Annotated in this window: 15 protein-coding genes; 11 read left to right on the forward strand and 4 right to left on the reverse strand. The window is 60.2% G+C overall.

Going from position 1 to position 14,988, the window contains the following annotated elements:
- Positions 1–8: 8 nt before the first annotated feature.
- Positions 9–917 (forward strand): dihydrodipicolinate synthase family protein, encoded by a 909-nt coding sequence (locus ACZ9IU_RS29690; RefSeq protein WP_040124236.1) that lies wholly within the window; start codon positions 9–11, stop codon positions 915–917.
- A gap of 182 nt (positions 918–1,099) precedes the next feature.
- Here ACZ9IU_RS29690 and ACZ9IU_RS29695 read toward each other — a convergent pair whose 3' ends face one another.
- A complete protein-coding gene (locus ACZ9IU_RS29695; RefSeq protein WP_040124235.1) occupies positions 1,100–1,633 on the reverse strand; it encodes a hypothetical protein in 534 nt (177 codons plus the stop codon).
- 377 nt (positions 1,634–2,010) lie between these two features.
- Here ACZ9IU_RS29695 and ACZ9IU_RS29700 point away from each other — a divergent pair, with 377 nt between their 5' ends.
- From ACZ9IU_RS29700 to ACZ9IU_RS29730, 7 genes are all read left to right on the forward strand, one after another.
- The gene (locus ACZ9IU_RS29700; protein WP_040124234.1) at positions 2,011–3,021 is read left to right on the forward strand and encodes a LacI family DNA-binding transcriptional regulator; all 1,011 of its coding nucleotides are present in this window, start codon (positions 2,011–2,013) and stop codon (positions 3,019–3,021) included.
- Positions 3,022–3,027: 6 nt separating this feature from the next.
- Entirely contained in the window at positions 3,028–4,338 is a 1,311-nt protein-coding gene (locus ACZ9IU_RS29705) for an ABC transporter substrate-binding protein (RefSeq protein WP_437179071.1), read from the forward strand.
- Positions 4,339–4,520: 182 nt separating this feature from the next.
- Positions 4,521–5,372 carry a carbohydrate ABC transporter permease gene (locus ACZ9IU_RS29710; protein WP_040124232.1) on the forward strand — a complete coding sequence of 284 codons (852 nt, stop codon included), beginning with the start codon at positions 4,521–4,523 and terminating at the stop codon, positions 5,370–5,372.
- Positions 5,369–6,226 (forward strand): carbohydrate ABC transporter permease, encoded by an 858-nt coding sequence (locus ACZ9IU_RS29715; RefSeq protein ID WP_040124231.1) that lies wholly within the window; start codon positions 5,369–5,371, stop codon positions 6,224–6,226. Before ACZ9IU_RS29710 ends, ACZ9IU_RS29715 begins: the two co-directional genes overlap by 4 nt.
- A gap of 13 nt (positions 6,227–6,239) precedes the next feature.
- Positions 6,240–7,298: an ABC transporter ATP-binding protein gene (locus ACZ9IU_RS29720; RefSeq protein ID WP_040124229.1), complete on the forward strand. Its 1,059-nt coding sequence runs from the start codon at positions 6,240–6,242 to the stop codon at positions 7,296–7,298.
- A gap of 19 nt (positions 7,299–7,317) precedes the next feature.
- Entirely contained in the window at positions 7,318–8,574 is a 1,257-nt protein-coding gene (locus ACZ9IU_RS29725; protein WP_040124227.1) for an MGH1-like glycoside hydrolase domain-containing protein, read from the forward strand.
- Between the two features lie 426 nt (positions 8,575–9,000).
- Positions 9,001–10,566, forward strand: coding sequence for a sensor domain-containing diguanylate cyclase (locus tag ACZ9IU_RS29730; RefSeq protein WP_040124226.1), 1,566 nt, complete (start codon positions 9,001–9,003; stop codon positions 10,564–10,566).
- Positions 10,567–10,651: 85 nt separating this feature from the next.
- Here ACZ9IU_RS29730 and ACZ9IU_RS29735 read toward each other — a convergent pair whose 3' ends face one another.
- Positions 10,652–11,311, reverse strand: a complete 660-nt coding sequence (locus tag ACZ9IU_RS29735) for a TetR/AcrR family transcriptional regulator (RefSeq protein ID WP_040124224.1) — start codon at positions 11,309–11,311, stop codon at positions 10,652–10,654.
- A gap of 163 nt (positions 11,312–11,474) precedes the next feature.
- Here ACZ9IU_RS29735 and ACZ9IU_RS29740 point away from each other — a divergent pair, with 163 nt between their 5' ends.
- The 3 genes from ACZ9IU_RS29740 (at position 11,475) to ACZ9IU_RS29750 (ending at position 13,506) form a co-directional block, all read left to right on the forward strand.
- On the forward strand, positions 11,475–12,164 hold the full coding sequence (locus tag ACZ9IU_RS29740) for a hypothetical protein (protein WP_244447592.1): 690 nt from the start codon (positions 11,475–11,477) through the stop codon (positions 12,162–12,164).
- A 250-nt stretch (positions 12,165–12,414) separates the two neighbouring features.
- A complete protein-coding gene (locus ACZ9IU_RS29745) occupies positions 12,415–12,873 on the forward strand; it encodes a hypothetical protein (protein WP_040124223.1) in 459 nt (152 codons plus the stop codon).
- A gap of 102 nt (positions 12,874–12,975) precedes the next feature.
- Positions 12,976–13,506, forward strand: a complete 531-nt coding sequence (locus ACZ9IU_RS29750) for an imm11 family protein (protein WP_040124222.1) — start codon at positions 12,976–12,978, stop codon at positions 13,504–13,506.
- 88 nt (positions 13,507–13,594) lie between these two features.
- Here ACZ9IU_RS29750 and ACZ9IU_RS29755 read toward each other — a convergent pair whose 3' ends face one another.
- Positions 13,595–13,927, reverse strand: a complete 333-nt coding sequence (locus ACZ9IU_RS29755; protein ID WP_040124220.1) for a YciI family protein — start codon at positions 13,925–13,927, stop codon at positions 13,595–13,597.
- 95 nt (positions 13,928–14,022) lie between these two features.
- Positions 14,023–14,568: a GNAT family N-acetyltransferase gene (locus tag ACZ9IU_RS29760; protein ID WP_051900318.1), complete on the reverse strand. Its 546-nt coding sequence runs from the start codon at positions 14,566–14,568 to the stop codon at positions 14,023–14,025.
- Positions 14,569–14,988: the final 420 nt, after the last annotated feature.

A 14,988-nucleotide genomic window follows, 5' to 3' on the forward strand; every position in this document is an offset into this window, starting at 1 on the left:
GTTGGATCATGACTTTGTTCAATGGCCTGTCTGCGTTCCCCCTGACCCCGACCGATGCTGAGGGGCGCATTGACGCCGAGGCGCTGGCCCGCTTTCTCGAGCGTATCCATCACGCGGGAGCAGATTCCATCGGGTTGCTCGGCAGCACGGGCGGCTATGCATACCTCACGAAGGAAGAGCGCAGGCGCGCCGTCGCGGTGGCTGTTGAATGTATTGGCGGCAAGACTCCTCTTGTGGTGGGTGTAGGAGCATTGCGCACCGACGACGCTCAGGCTTTGGCGCGCGATGCCAAAGCCGCTGGCGCCGACGGTCTGCTCCTGGCGCCCATGTCATACGTTCCCCTGCACGAGGACGAAGTCTTTCAACACTTTGTCGCTGTGGCCGAGGCGGGGGAATTGCCTTTATGCATCTACAACAATCCAACCACTACGCGCTTCACGTTCAGCGAGGCGTTGATCGCCCGGCTGTCGGCGGTGTCCAACATCGTCGCCGTGAAAATGCCCCTGGTGGCCGGTGGCGATTACGCCGGGGAACTCGCACGCCTGCGACAGGTCACCCCTGACAGGTTCGCAATCGGATATAGCGGCGATTGGGGGGCAGCCGATGCGTTGCTTGCCGGATGTGACACCTGGTACAGCGTTGCGGCAGGCCTGCTGCCGGGCCCGGCGCTTGCGTTGACGCGGGCCGCGCGCGCCGGCGATATTGTCGAGACCGCGCGGTTGAATAAAGCTTTCGAACCCCTCTGGACCTTGTTCAAACGCTATGGCAGCTTCCGCGTTATGTTCGTCATTGCGGACCTTCTGGGTCTGGCGCATGTCCAGCCGCCGCGTCCGATTTTGCCATTGCCGAAGGACGCCGGAGATGACGTCAGGCTGGCATTGGAGATGATCGAGGTCGCGGGCCGGCAGAGGCTTTAGCGCGCCGGGCGCGGTTGGGACATCTTCCATTTATCTACCGCCTTTACTCAGCCAAGGTTCCGAGCCGGAAGAAGGCACGGTCACGGCTCTCGACCTTGCACCTGAAAAGGTACGACGAGCAGAAGGAAGATGGGCAAGGTGAATGCCGGCTCTGCCGGCGGGCGGCTTGAAGGGAACGGCGCTTAGTTCGGAGACACTCCGGAGGAGCCGTCGAATATCTTTCGGCAGATGGCCAGCATATGCCGGTTGTAATCCTGGTTGCGCATGGCGTTTTCAAAAATCCGACGCATGATCGGGTGCTCCCGATACTTGAGCAATGTATTCTCCCAATCGACAATCAGGTCGTCACGATCCTTCTGCGACATGCCGAGATCGATGGCCTGGTTATGGGCAATAAAGACCATGCGCGAAACCTGCCCAAACAGTCGCTTCATGAAAATAAATGCTGCCAGATCCTCGTCCTTCCAGGAAGGGTCGATCTCGGGCGCATAAGCCTGCCTGATAACTGCTGGCGGAGCATTGATGAGCGTTTCCATAGCGCGGTCGAACTGACCTTCTGCCTGCAGGATGAAGTTGACGGCGGCAGTGTCGGATTGTTTTTTTGCCTGCCGGCGAACCAGCCGAAACTGCCGAATGGCAAGAAGTATAGCGATGGGCGTCGAGATGCTCGCGAGTGCCTGCGCCACCATCAACACGGTCTGAAGCGAAAATTGCATGTGATCCTCCAGGAACGGCCTGCGCTTACCACGAAGCTTATGGAGGGACAACGATGGCGGCTCGTCCGACCCCCTCGGAGGCGGACGTAGACATTGGCGCGGACCAACGTTCAGCCGGCCTTAAACTCCTGAGGGAGTAGAACTGGCGACCACTGCCAAAGAGCCGTCTAAATCGTAGAACCCATTGAATAAGCCGCTCAGCTTGTGACTGCCGGCTAATGGCTTTCTTCGAGATTTCCATGAGCAATGCGCCGTCCGACAAAACCTGGCCGTACCGCCGGCTGGGCCGGCGATGGCGCCGGGCTAAGCCTCCAAAACGTTTTGGTTGACTCCCAAAACGTTTTGGAGGATGTTTATTTCAATTCGGGAGGAAGATCTTGGCAAATCTGAAACAGCTGGCACATTCGCTCGGACTGTCGATTACCACTGTGTCCCGAGCACTTGATGGCTATTCCGACGTGTCCGCGGCCACCCGCGAGCGGGTTCGCGAGGCGGCAGAGGCCGCAGGTTATCGGCCGAATGCCTCCGCTCGTCGGTTGCGCAAGCAGCGCGCTGAGCTGGTCGCCGTGACGCTGCCGAGTGACCCTGGCCACGTCGGCCCTCCTCATTTCCTCGACATGTTGTCGGGCTGCGCCGAACATCTCGCCGCGGCCGGTCTCAATCTCGTCATCGCGCCTGTGCCGCGGGGTGTCAGCGAACTTGAAATATGCCAGCGCTTCGTCGATGGGCGCCGCGTCGACGCCATGCTGCTGGTCCGCACCAAACGCCAGGACGAGCGCGTCGAATACCTCCAGTCGCGGGGCATTCCCTTCGTCACCAACGGCCGCACCGAAAGCCAGATCCCCCATCCGTTCATCGACGGCGATGGTTTTGCCGGGTTCCGCGCCGCAACGCTGCGCTTCCATGCAGCGGGGCATCGGCGCATCGGCCATATCGCCGGGCCGCAGGAATATTACTTCGCGCATGTCCGTCGCCGCGGTTGGCAGGCGGCGATGGAGGAGTGCGGGCTTGCGGCCGATCTCTGCGCCGAAGGAGCGCCGCTCGAACAGGGCGGTTATCTCGCAGCCCTGGAACTGCTGCGCCAGCCGTCGCGTCCGACGGCCCTTGTCTGCGCCACCGACGAAATGGCGATCGGCGCGTTGCGGGCACTGCGCGAGGTCGACGGCGGCAACCAGATCAGCATCGTGGGGCATGACGACCTGTCGATGGGCGCCTTCACCAGCCCGCCGCTCTCGACCATGCGCATGACCGGCGAGAACCTCGGCGCGACCTTCGCCTCGTTGCTCCTGCGCGCCATCGCCGGAGAGCCCGCCGAAGACCTTCAGGAGCTTCACGCGATCGAATTTGTCGACCGCGACAGCCACCGCCGCCCACCGGTGGCCGCATAGACAGCCATGCATTTCAAGACGAACAAAATGAAGGAGGAGAAGATGAAACATATCGTGTCACTTACAATTCTGGCTTCGACGGTGGTGGCGTTTGCCTCGCCGGTGCTTGCCCAGACGGTTTTCGTATCCACCCAGCTTCGCCCGATCGAGGAGGCGACCGTGGTCCGGCAGGACCTTTTGAAGGATGCCGGCAAGGTCGATTACGTGGTCGAGGAGCCGCCGCAGTTTGCGGTGCGCATGCAGGCAGAAGCGCAGGCCGGCAAGCACACCGTCAGCCTCGTCGGCGCGCTGCATGGCGAGCTTTCGCCGCTCGCCGACAAGGGCCAGCTCGAACCGCTCGACGAGCTTGCCAAGAAGCTTGCCGCCGGCGGCATGCCGCAATCGGTTCTTGATCTCGGCAAGCTTGGCAAGCCCACGCAGCAGTATATTCCGTGGATGCAGGCGACCTATGTCATGGCCGCCAAGAAGGAAGCCCTGCAATACCTGCCGAAGGGTGTGGATATCAATGCGCTGACCTACGACCAGCTGATCGAATGGGGCAAGAACATGCAAGCTGCCACCGGCCAGCCGCAGATCGGGTTTCCGGCCGGTCCGAAGGGCCTGATGGCGCGTTATTTCCAGGGCTATTTCTATCCGTCCTTCACCGGCGGCGTGGTGCGCACCTTCAAGAATGCGGATGCCGCAGCCGGCTGGGAGAAGCTGAAGGCGCTCTGGGCCTATGTCACTCCGAACTCGACCAATTACGACTTCATGCAGGAGCCGCTGGCCTCGGGCGAAGTCATGGTCGCCTGGGACCATGTCGCCCGCCTGAAGAACGCCATCTCGGCCGCCCCGGATGACTATGTCGTCTTCCCGGCACCGGCCGGCCCGAAGGGGCGTGGCTACATGCCGGTTCTGGCCGGGCTTGCGATCCCGAAGGGCGCACCCGACACGGCAGGGGCCATGAAGGTCATCGAAACGCTGACGACAGAGAAGACCCAGCTGCTGACGGCTTCGAAGGTTGGCTTCTTCCCGACCCTCAACGTCCAGCTGCCGCCCGACCTCGACAAGGGCGTGGCGCTTCTCGCCGGTGCGGTCACCAAGACGCAAGGCTCCAAGGATGCCGTGATCTCGCTTCTCCCGGTCGGTCTCGGCGACAAGGGCGGCGAATTCAACAAGGTCTACATGGACGCCTTCCAGCGCATCGTGCTGCAGAACGAGCCCGTCGCCGACGTGCTCGCCAAGCAGGGTGCCACCATGGCCAAACTGATGACCGACGCCAAGGCGCCTTGCTGGGCCCCGGACGCCAAGAGCGACGGCGCCTGCCCGGTTCAATAAGGCACCATCCGACAAGCCTCCCAAGGCTGATGGCATCCGGGCGCGAATGCCCGGATGCCAAATCCGAAGGAGGCGGGAGCAGCGGACCGCACGGTGCCTGCATTCCGTCGCGATACGGGTGGCGGAGAGAGGAACAAGCCGATGTATGATCAATTCTCAAAGCCCCCTTGCGAGGGCAATCGATGACCCAAAACCGACCCTGGATCCCCTATCTGCTGATCCTGCCGTCAGTCGCCTTTCTGGCGCTGCTCTTTGTCGTGCCGCTGGTGCAGACGATCTGGCTGGCTCTCTCGGACAATGGTGCACCGTCGCTGGCGAATGCCGAGCGCATGGTGACCGACATCAATTTCACCCGCTCGGTCAGGAACACGTTCCTTTTAACGATCGTCGTCGTGCCGGTGCAGATCGCCATCGCCCTCGCCATGGGCACGATGGTCGCCAAGGTCGGCCGCGGCCGCGAGACCATTCTCTGGATCTGGACCATCCCGCTTGGCATTTCCGATCTTGCTGCCGGCCTTGTCTGGCTGTCGATCCTGCAGAATACCGGCTATTTCAACTCGCTCCTCTTCAGTCTCGGTGTGATCGGCCGGCAAGCGAGTTGGCTGTCCTACCAGACGCCGGTGGCGCTTTTCATCGCCATCGCGGTTGCGGAAATCTGGCGCGGCACGGCGATCGTCATGGTCATCATCGTCGCCGGTCTCAACCAGGTGCCGAAGGAATTCAAGGAAGCTGCCGAGATCTTCGGCGCTGGCCCATGGACGCGTTTCTGGCGCATCACCCTGCCGTTGATCCGGCCCGCCCTGCAATCGGCGCTGATCCTGCGTACCGTGCTCGCCTTCGAGGTGTTCGCGGTTGTCTACGCGCTCGGCGGGCGCAATTTCCCGGTCCTCGTCGGCGAGGCCTATAACTGGCAGAACCAGAACCAGAATTACAGCGTCGCGGCGGTCTACGCGGTGCTGATCATGATCATCTCGCTTGCCGCGACACTGATCTATCTGAAGGCCCTGAAAGTCGATCCGGAGCGCCTGCCATGAGTACGGAAACCATGAGCGGGACGGAAACGGCTTCCCGTCCCGCAAGCTTTGCCTCCTCCCGCCGCTGGCTCCTCTGGAGCGGCATCGCGGCGCTCTGCGCCTGGGTTCTGGTGCCGATCTATCTGGTGGCGTTGGGGGCACTCGGCGGTCGCCAAGGTGTCTATATCTGGCCGAAGACGGGCCTGCCGACCGGGATTTCGCTCGAACCCTTCATTCTGTTCCTGAAGACCGAAGGCGTTGTACAGTCCTTCCTCAATTCACTCGGAGCGGCGGGCATCACGGTGGCGCTTTCCATCCTGCTGGGTGCGCCGGCCGGCTATGCTTTGGCCCGCTACGATTTTCGGGGCAAGGACAGCTACCGGCTCCTGGTCCTGCTGACCCGCGCCTTCCCCTTGGCGATCCTGGCGCTGCCGCTTACCGTCTCCTTCATCCGGCTCGGGCTCTATGACACGATCATCGGCGTCGGCCTGATCCACACGGTCCTGGCTCTGCCCTTTGCGGCGCTCGTGACCCAAGGCATATTCCTTGGCGTTCCGAAGGAACTCGAGGAGGCCGCATGGGTGTTCGGCTGCACCCGCGTCCAGGCTTTTTTCAAGGTGGTCGCGCCGCTGGCTTTGCCCGGCATCGTCGCCACGGCCGTGTTCGCCTTCGTCATCTCCTGGAACGAGGTGTTCGCCGCCTCGGTACTGACGGTGCGCAACCGCACGCTCACGGCCTATCTGCTGACGGTGCTGTCGGAAAGCCCGATGCATTACCGCTTTGCCGGCGGGCTTATGCTCATTCTTCCTTCCGTTGTCTTCATCTTCGCGGTCAGGCGTTACCTCTTCGCGATCTGGGGCATTTCCTCCAAATAACGGGACCATTGACATGGCCAATATTGTCATCGACCGCATCCGCAAGAGTTTTGGCGCGTTCCAGGCGCTGAAGGAGGTCTCGCTGACGATCAACGATGGCGAGTTCGTCTCGCTGCTCGGGCCGTCGGGATGCGGCAAGACCACGCTCCTGCGCATTATCGCCGGTCTCGAAACATCGACCTCGGGCGATGTCCGCATCGGCGACAGGTCGATCATCGGGCTGGCGCCCAAGGATCGCGGGCTGGCGATGGTCTTCCAGAACTATGCGGTCTTCCCGCATATGACGGTCTACGAAAACGTCGCCTTCGGCCTGCGCATGCAGAAGGCCGACGATGCGCGGGTGAAGGCGCAGGTGGAGAAGGCGGCCGGCCTGCTGCATATCGAGCCGTATCTCGACCGTTATCCGAACAAGCTTTCGGGCGGCCAGCGCCAGCGCGTGGCGGTCGCCCGCGCGCTGGCTGTCGAGCCGAAGGTGCTGCTGATGGACGAGCCGCTCTCCAATCTCGACGCCCTGCTGCGGCTCGAAATGCGCACCGAACTGAAAACCGTGCTGCAATCGGCCGGTACGACGACGATCTACGTCACCCACGACCAGACCGAGGCGATGGGCCTGTCGGATCGCATCGCGGTCATGCACAACGGCGTCGTCGAGCAGGTCGGTCACCCGGTCGAGATCTACAATCATCCGGCCACACGGTTCGTCGGCGGTTTCATCGGCAATCCTCCAATGAACTTCATCAAGGTGCCGGTCTCGAACGGCCAGGTGGCGGCGGGCGCGGAACAGCTCGCGGTGCCGGAAGATGTCGGCAATGAAATCGTGCTTGGCTTGCGCGGCGAGGCGGTGGAACTCGCGCCGCTGCCGCAGGGGATCGAGATGAAGGTGCGGGTCGCCGAGCCAATGGGATCGCATCTGCTCCTGACCGGCTCGATCCACGACCAGCCGGTGCGGGTCATCCTGCCGGCGTCCGAAACTGTGAAGAGCGGTGACACGATCGGCCTGAAGCTCGACCGCAAGCGCATTACCTGGCTTTCGCCCGAAAGCGGCAAGTCCTTTCCGGCCGTTTCGGCCTGAGCATACCGGAGTACCCGACATGAACGTGCATATCACCGAGGCGAAGCGCATCCTCGTCGCCAACGACCGCGGCGGCTATACGGTGCCGACCGACCGGCTCTACCCATTCCAGTGGAACTGGGATTCCGCCTTCGTCGCGATGGGTTTCGCGCTTTATGATACCGACCGAGCCTATCGCGAACTGGAGCGGCTGATCGAGGGGCAGTGGGCGGACGGCATGATCCCGCATATCGTTTTCCACCAGCCGAGCGACACCTATTTCCCCGGTCCGAACGTCTGGCGCACCCGTCACACGATCCCGACCTCCGGCATCACCCAACCGCCGGTCTTTGCGATCGCGCTGCGCAAGGTCTTCGAAGCGGCCGGCAGCGGCGCCGAAGCGCGCACCCTGCCGCTCTACGAGGCCGCGCTGAAATGGCATCGCTGGTGGTATTCCGCCCGCGATCCGGAAGGCACCGGTCTGGTCGCCCTGCTGCACCCTTGGGAAAGCGGCAGCGACAACTCGCCGGCCTGGGACATCGCACTCGCGCGTGTACCGACCACCACCGACACGCCGGTCGTGCGCAAGGATACCGGCCATGTGAACGCCTCGATGCGCCCGCGCGACGAGGACTATAACCGCTTCATATACCTGGTCGACACCTATGCCGCCTGCGGCTGGGATCCCGCGAAGCAATGGGAAAAGGCACCGTTCAAGGTGGCCGAGATCCAGACCACCGCCATCCTGCTGAAGGCCGGCGAGGACCTTGAACATCTCGCCCGCGAATTCGGCCGGATGGAGGACGCCGCCGAGATCGCCGCCTTCAACGACCTCACCCGCAAGGCGATACTCGCGCAGTGGCGCCCGGCCCTGTCACGCTTCGTATCGCGCGACCTGATCTCCGGCGAGGATGTCGAAGCCGCGACACAGGCAGGCTTCATCCCCCTCCTGTCGCTCGACCTGGAAAAGAATATCGCCGACGCGCTGGTCGACGAGATGAAAGCCTGGTCGAAGGATCTCAAGGTCGCCTTTCCGACCACCAAACCGGGCATCGCAGGCTGGGAACCGAAACGCTACTGGCGCGGCCCGGCCTGGGCGATCATCAACTGGCTGCTGATCGACGGCTTCAAGCGCAACGGTCATCCGGAAGCGGCGGAAGAGCTGCGCAGATCGACGGTCGCGGCGATCGAGACGGAAGGTTTTGCCGAATATTTCGACCCAGTAACGGGCGAAGGCTGCGGCGGCCTCGGCTTTTCCTGGACCGCCGCCGCTTATATGTGGCTTGCGTGGACATAAGATCAGCGGAAAGCGGCAGATTGCGACATAGTCGAACGACTCGAGTGCTTGTTGCCTGACATGCGCACCAGGCAAGATAAAAAATTCCAGTGCCCGTCTGATGCCAGGAGACGCCCGATGGAAAGGAATTGCCCCGACGGAAAAGGAGTCACGCAACGCCGGAACTCAACACCGGCAGGCGGCAGGCTTTTTCCACAGAATATACTGACCCGTTTGGAGCAAAAGCATTTCCATTTTTTCAGCCTCTTGCGTCCGGATGCATAAAAATCTTTCTATAAATTTAGAGCAATATTAAGGGCCGCGCCGATCGTTGGGTCGACAGTGTTTCCGCGGCATAGCCATAATCCCCGATCGTGAGTCCCTTTTATCTCGAGTGAGACATGGCTCCCGCTCAGCAGTCGATTTCAGCCAGTAGCGGAGTTTCACATGTTCATTCGTGTACTCGATTGCATCAGCACCGATCATAATCCGACGCTTGTCGTCCTGGCGATTGTTGTCGCGCTCTTTTCGGGCTTTGCACTGTTCACCATCCTCGACCATGCCAGAGCGCGACATGGACGTATGAAGACCGTTTGGGCATTTGTGGCTGCTTTCGCGGCGGGTGGCGGAATTTGGTCGACGCACTTCATCGCCATGCTGGGTTTTCAACCTGCTGCGTTTGTGAGCTACGATGTAGGTCTCACGGCAATGTCGGCCTTTTTTGCAATTGCCTTTGCCGCAGCTGCGACGCCCCTGTTACTGTCGCCTGGTCTTGTCAACGCTCTCGCGGGCGGTCTTCTTCTCAGCGGCGCAATTGGCACCATGCACTTCATCGGCATGAGGGCTTTGCTATTTGCCGGCACTCTCGAGTGGCATTTGCCTCTCGTTGCGCTTTCGCTCTGCGCGGGCAGCTTACTGGTGATCGCGGCTACATTCGCTGGACGACGACGTGCTTCGGTCGGATCTCGCCTTGCTGCGGGAACCTTATTCGGTGCAGCTATCTGCACACTGCATTTCACCGCCATGAGTGCCGCCCTTCTTAAGACAGACCCATCTCTTCGAGTTGCGGATGGGAACCTGTCGGAATTTCTCCTCGGGCTCTCCGTTGCCGTGGTCACAACATTGATCGTGGTCTTCAGTCTGGTGACGGTTATGTTTGATCGACGTGCTCACGACGCGACCGCCGATGCCCAACAGATGCGATCCATTCTTGAGGCCGCACAGATCGGCATCCTTGTTTGTCAGGATGATGAGGTCATCTCGGCAAACAAGGCATTCGAGCGGCTCGTGGGCTGTGAAGGGTCGAGTATCGAAGGTCGTGCCGTTGCCGACTTTTTTGAACTCCCGGCATGCGTCAATCCTCACACACCTCGCCTTTACGAGACCGAAGGGCAACTAAGGACGGCCAATGGGGTGCGGGTGGACGTTGCGCTCAACACAACACCGATCCTGTCCGGAGACACGTTGCGACATCTCGTCGAAGTTCGCGATATTGGCGATCATAAACGCGCTCGCGATCGCTTGGACTACCTCGCCAACCATGACGAGTTGACGGGACTTCCAAATCGCAGGCTGTTAAATGCCGAGCTGCGAAAAGAGGCGCTGTCCAATCAGGAGTTTGGGCTACTCTGGGTCGATCTCGATCGTTTCAAGGAGATTAACGACACGCATGGGCATGCGATCGGAGATGCTCTTCTCCACGCGGTGGCGCAACGCTTCCGCTCGGTTCTGGACGAGCGGCATTTGCTTGCGCGTGTCGGTGGAGATGAGTTTGTCGTTCTGTTCAAGCACTCATCAAGACAACGCGATCCCGCCAGCGCGGCTGAAAGCCTGTTGAAGGCAATGGTCAATCCGGTTGTCGTCGACGGCCAAATGCTGGAGGTCGGGATTTCTATCGGTCTGGCAAGATACCCCCATGACGCGAAGTCGACAGACGCTTTGATGCGCCGAGCCGATCTTGCTCTTTATGAGGCAAAAAAGACCGGCCGCAGCCGCTACGCCGCCGCATCGTGAGCCTTGCGTTGTCGGTTAGGTGGCGATACTGCCATGGCTCCTTCGCTGTTGCGCATCCACGGCCACCACCATCGCCAGTTGGCGATCAGATCGTCTCCTCTGGCAGTGTGATCGGGGCTCTCCTGATTGACGAAATATAGTTCTTTAGGACCGTCTGGACGGTATCTTCTGCCGTCTGTCCAGGTATCGCCCATTGCGCGAAATGACCATCGATGTACATACGGGCAAGCCCGTAAACGAGCGCCCTTGCGGCAATTTGTGTTTCCATGATGTCGTTTGACTGAAGCAAATTTCGCCGCCTGGCCTCCAGCATCGCTGCTTCGACAAGCAGACGCACGGCGTCGTTGTCCCGGCGTAGAGGTTCAGAATTTTCCCAATCAATCAGGCTCCGCGTCGAGATGATCTGGAAGTGTGTCGGGTTTCGAATCGCCCATCGCAGATAGGCCACTCCCACCGCTGCAAACCGATCGACCGGATCGTCAGTGATAACAGCCTCCACCGCGTTGACGATCTCCAGCCTAAAACGCGCCATCGCCTGCTCAGCAACAGCTGTCATCAAAGCGGTCTTGTTGCTGAAGTGCCGGAAAGGGGCACCTGGGGAAACGCCAGCCCGTTTTGCGACTTCTCGAACACTGACGTTGGCGGGGCCGTCCTCCTCGACAAGTTGAACAGCCGCATTGATCAGCGCCTGCCGGAGATTTCCGTGATGATAGCTTGGGCGATCTTTGCCCTGGTCTTCGCTCATAGGTGTTTCCGTTCGGTTGGATGGCATTTGATATCACGACGAAGCGAGAAATGTAATCACTGTTTACACACCCGACAAATGAATGTAATCAGTGATTACCGGCGGGAACTGGAACACCTTGCGATCCTCGCAACTCTCTACTTTCCCGGATGGAGGAACCATCATGCTCGCGAAAAACGCCCCTGCTTTATCGCCTACGCCATCCAGCAACCTCGCAGTCTCCAGCTCCAGCACAAGGTTTCGGCCAATTTCGGCGATGGCCGGCGCTTCGGACGGTATCCTTTACCGTGTCGCAGCTGTCTGTGGAGTAGGAAGTGCAATCATACTGCTGATCAATGCGGCCAAGCGTAGCGGACTGATCGCGACCTCCAATCTCACCCAAATTCTCGCACCCCTTGCCGAAATTCTGGCGCTTGGACTGATCGTCGGTTTGTTTCTATCCGTCGGCCGCCGTACCGGCCTGTTTGGGCTGATTGCCTTCGTTCTCAACTTCGCGGCCCTTGCGAGCCTGGAAGGGGTGGAAGTCGTCATCAATCTGGTATTTTCCAAACTTCCAATGGCAACCATTGTTGAGCTTCAGGCGGGACCGCTCGGGTTGGTCCTCGTGGCGAGTTCATTGCTGTTTCTCTTCGGGACGTGCGCGTTTGTAATCTCGCTTGTGATCGCAAAGGACGTACCCCGGATTCCACTTGCGCTTTATTTCCTAAGTGCGATGCCGATTGCCCTTCGCGCTTTCGTACCGGAACTAGCACTTGACCTCGGCCTGGCAGGCCTGGCAGCCGCGTTGATTTGTCTTTCGACGTGGCTATGGACGCGCGCAAGCACATTCGCCCAGCCGGCCTACGAAGTGTAGCCTCTGTGCGCTCACGCCGAAGCGATTGGCTTATGAGTGTGGCACGGCGCTGCGTTTATCGCCCTGGCGATCGGCGCTGTTCTCCTCCATCCTGCCGACCTTCCCCGCGAAAGCGTGCTCGTCGCCCTCCGGACATGCTTTCGCGACCGCCTTCCTCAAATGCGTCAATTCCTTCCATTGCGTTGCATCTGCTTCAAGCCTACGTAGGGGCAATGAAGACAATCATCAGCCACAACGTGCAGAGGCCATAATGGGTTGGCTGATCGGCGGCGCGATAGTTTTGATAACTTTCTTGTTTTCGCGCAGAGCTGGCGCTGTTGTGGTCGCTTCGCTCGCCGTTGCCTGGGTCGGACTTTGGCTCGTCACGGATCGTAAAAGCGAGCAGGAGCCCTCGAACCAATCCGTCTCTATCAATGCGAACCCCGATCCCCAGCTGTGTCCAAATCCGGATATGCCGATCTCGGTCCGGATTACCAATCATGCGGACACGGCCCTTCAGACTGTCTCATTCAGCCTAGTTGCCAAACAACGCAAATCGATCGTTTACAGGGCGTCCCATACGAGTGATGAAGTCATCGCGCCGGGAGAGACCTTCTCGACGTGCTACGGACTAAACCCTCTTTCCTTTGCGATCCGCACTGTCCGTTATGAGCCGCGAGAACTGGATTGGGTGGGCGAAACTTCCCTAACCCGGTTTGCGAGCTCGTAAGCCGCGCTGCACGCCCGTGCACGACCTTCGACATTGGTCGCGCCAGCCTTCGCGCTGCCTGATCGGCCAGTTCTGACCATTGACCGCCAGGAGAAACGCGCGATGCCGCCGACAGTCTACAAGTTCGAGGTCATCGAAGGTCAGGAGTGGATATTCCCGGCCGATGATGACGACTATGAGACCTTCTCTGCGATGGATGGGCGCGTCATTCAGGATTGGATCGCTCCTGTCATGAAACTGGACACGGCGGATCGGACCTATTCCGATTTCCCCTGGTTAGGCGAGCACGCGCCGATCCTGAAAAGACCCGCAGTCGACGCACTGGCGCCGGTTCTCGCAGAGCATGGGCAGCTTCTGCCCATGAAGGGGGAAGAGGTTTGGCTTTTCAACACCACGACGGTCCTCGACGCCCTCGATCATGAACAGTCACGCATCGCCTATTTCGACAACGGAGACATTCTCGATATCGAGCGTCATATCTTCAGGAGGGAGAAAATTGGAGCCGCACAGCTCTTCAAACTGCCGATGCGGGCTTCGGCTGTCTATGTCACCGATAGTTTCGTGGAACAGGTCAGCAGCGCTGGACTTCGCGGTGTCTCGTTCATCCGCGTGTGGACGTCGGCAGAGAAATGAGCGGGCGCGCCAGGCTGGCTGAGCCCATAAATCTGCCGTTCGAGATTCGACATATCCAATCTCCTGTATCTTGAATAATGAGCTCTGATCAGGGTACTTCTTTCAGGGGCCAAACTTCAACGACGCCGTGTGCAATCGCGCACGGTACGTGGGAAACCTTCTCTATGGCGTCGGCCAGGTCGGTGGCCTCGATGACGGCAAATCCCGCAATCGGGAGGGCTGACGACATGAACGGTCCATCACGGGTTTCCACCCCGCGCGCCTCGGGATTGCGGACCTGCACCGGTGTGCCGGCGATCCCGATCACGGCGCCCTCGGACCGCAGTTTTGCGTCCTGGGCATGTGCTACGTCTTTGACGGGTCCGGGCGTGCGATCATAGCCAGCCGGGTCGCCATATCCGATTGTGATAAACTTCGGCATGGTCTCGTCTCCTTTCCTTTCAGTGGTATGCGGCGGGCCGGCCACAACGGCGTCAGGTGCGGCTGCAGACCGTCTGGCGGTCAGTAGCCAGGCGCCTATCCGGCGTCCTTGAGTGGCAGGGCGTACGCTATGATCTTCTGATCGGTCAGACCGGGACTGAACCCGAGAACATTCGACGCCGTCACGTCGTGCGAAGGGCATCTGCGAAAACCAAGGCCCTCATACAGTTTGCACGCCGCCATCATGAACTCGGCGGTGTGCAGCGTGAGAGCACGTGCTCCATCTTGTTGGGCGCGTCCTATGCACCACAAACAAAGTGCCCGACCGTAGCCACGTCCGTGAGCGGAGGGCGCGACGGCCAATGTTCGAAGCCCCGCAACACCGGAAGGCCACCCCATTCCCTCGCGCGACGCCTCTGCGTAATAGGTGACCGTTCCAACGAGCCGCCCTTGCATCTCAAGCACCGCAATATCCGCCTGCCCCCACCGGCTCGTGAAGTCGCGCGAGTCTCTCAAATAGGGATCGAAGATGTGGGCGGGCAAAACTCCGCGATATTGCGCGAAAGCGTCGGTGACGAGAGCGGCCGTGGCGCCAAGTTCCCGAGGCTCCGCAAGGCGAACCCTATATTCAGTGTCGATCATTCCGTGTCCTCGTCCAAGGTGAAGGAAAAAGACTGTTTCCCTCAAGGCTCGCGGCGCTCAACCTTTGGCGATCTCCCATAGTCCGGAGCAAGGCCGGCCAGGCTTGCATAATCGCGCACGACCTATGATGAGAAGATAGCGCGCCAACGTCCGGCGCTCCGATCTGCATTACAGCCATCGCCAAGGTATCGAACGAGTCTTGTGGCGGGAATGACAAAAAGATTGCATTTTCTGCCAATGCCTGGCGTTACCGTCATTGTCTCTTCAATATGATGATCAGCCTGATAACCCGCCCCATGGCATTCTGCTCTTCATCAGATAGCGGCAACGCCGGGCGCGAGGGAGCTAAGGCAGTCATGCCTGGGACAGCATACGCCGCAGGATCTCCGCAGCGTCCGGATAGGCAAGCACGGCTCGCCA

It is taken from the genome of Mesorhizobium sp. USDA 4132, from assembly GCF_056279545.1.

Bases quoted from the DNA above. Each gene is read 5' to 3' on its own strand.
- ACZ9IU_RS29690 (WP_040124236.1), top strand. From the start codon at position 9: ATGACTTTGTTCAATGGCCTGTCTGCGTTCCCCCTGACCCCGACCGAT.
- ACZ9IU_RS29695 (WP_040124235.1), bottom strand. From the start codon at position 1,633: ATGCAATTTTCGCTTCAGACCGTGTTGATGGTGGCGCAGGCACTCGCG.
- ACZ9IU_RS29705 (WP_437179071.1), top strand. From the start codon at position 3,028: ATGCATTTCAAGACGAACAAAATGAAGGAGGAGAAGATGAAACATATC.
- ACZ9IU_RS29710 (WP_040124232.1), top strand. From the start codon at position 4,521: ATGACCCAAAACCGACCCTGGATCCCCTATCTGCTGATCCTGCCGTCA.
- ACZ9IU_RS29715 (WP_040124231.1), top strand. From the start codon at position 5,369: ATGAGTACGGAAACCATGAGCGGGACGGAAACGGCTTCCCGTCCCGCA.
- ACZ9IU_RS29720 (WP_040124229.1), top strand. From the start codon at position 6,240: ATGGCCAATATTGTCATCGACCGCATCCGCAAGAGTTTTGGCGCGTTC.
- ACZ9IU_RS29725 (WP_040124227.1), top strand. From the start codon at position 7,318: ATGAACGTGCATATCACCGAGGCGAAGCGCATCCTCGTCGCCAACGAC.
- ACZ9IU_RS29730 (WP_040124226.1), top strand. From the start codon at position 9,001: ATGTTCATTCGTGTACTCGATTGCATCAGCACCGATCATAATCCGACG.
- ACZ9IU_RS29735 (WP_040124224.1), bottom strand. From the start codon at position 11,311: ATGAGCGAAGACCAGGGCAAAGATCGCCCAAGCTATCATCACGGAAAT.
- ACZ9IU_RS29740 (WP_244447592.1), top strand. From the start codon at position 11,475: ATGCTCGCGAAAAACGCCCCTGCTTTATCGCCTACGCCATCCAGCAAC.
- ACZ9IU_RS29745 (WP_040124223.1), top strand. From the start codon at position 12,415: ATGGGTTGGCTGATCGGCGGCGCGATAGTTTTGATAACTTTCTTGTTT.
- ACZ9IU_RS29750 (WP_040124222.1), top strand. From the start codon at position 12,976: ATGCCGCCGACAGTCTACAAGTTCGAGGTCATCGAAGGTCAGGAGTGG.
- ACZ9IU_RS29755 (WP_040124220.1), bottom strand. From the start codon at position 13,927: ATGCCGAAGTTTATCACAATCGGATATGGCGACCCGGCTGGCTATGAT.
- ACZ9IU_RS29760 (WP_051900318.1), bottom strand. From the start codon at position 14,568: ATGATCGACACTGAATATAGGGTTCGCCTTGCGGAGCCTCGGGAACTT.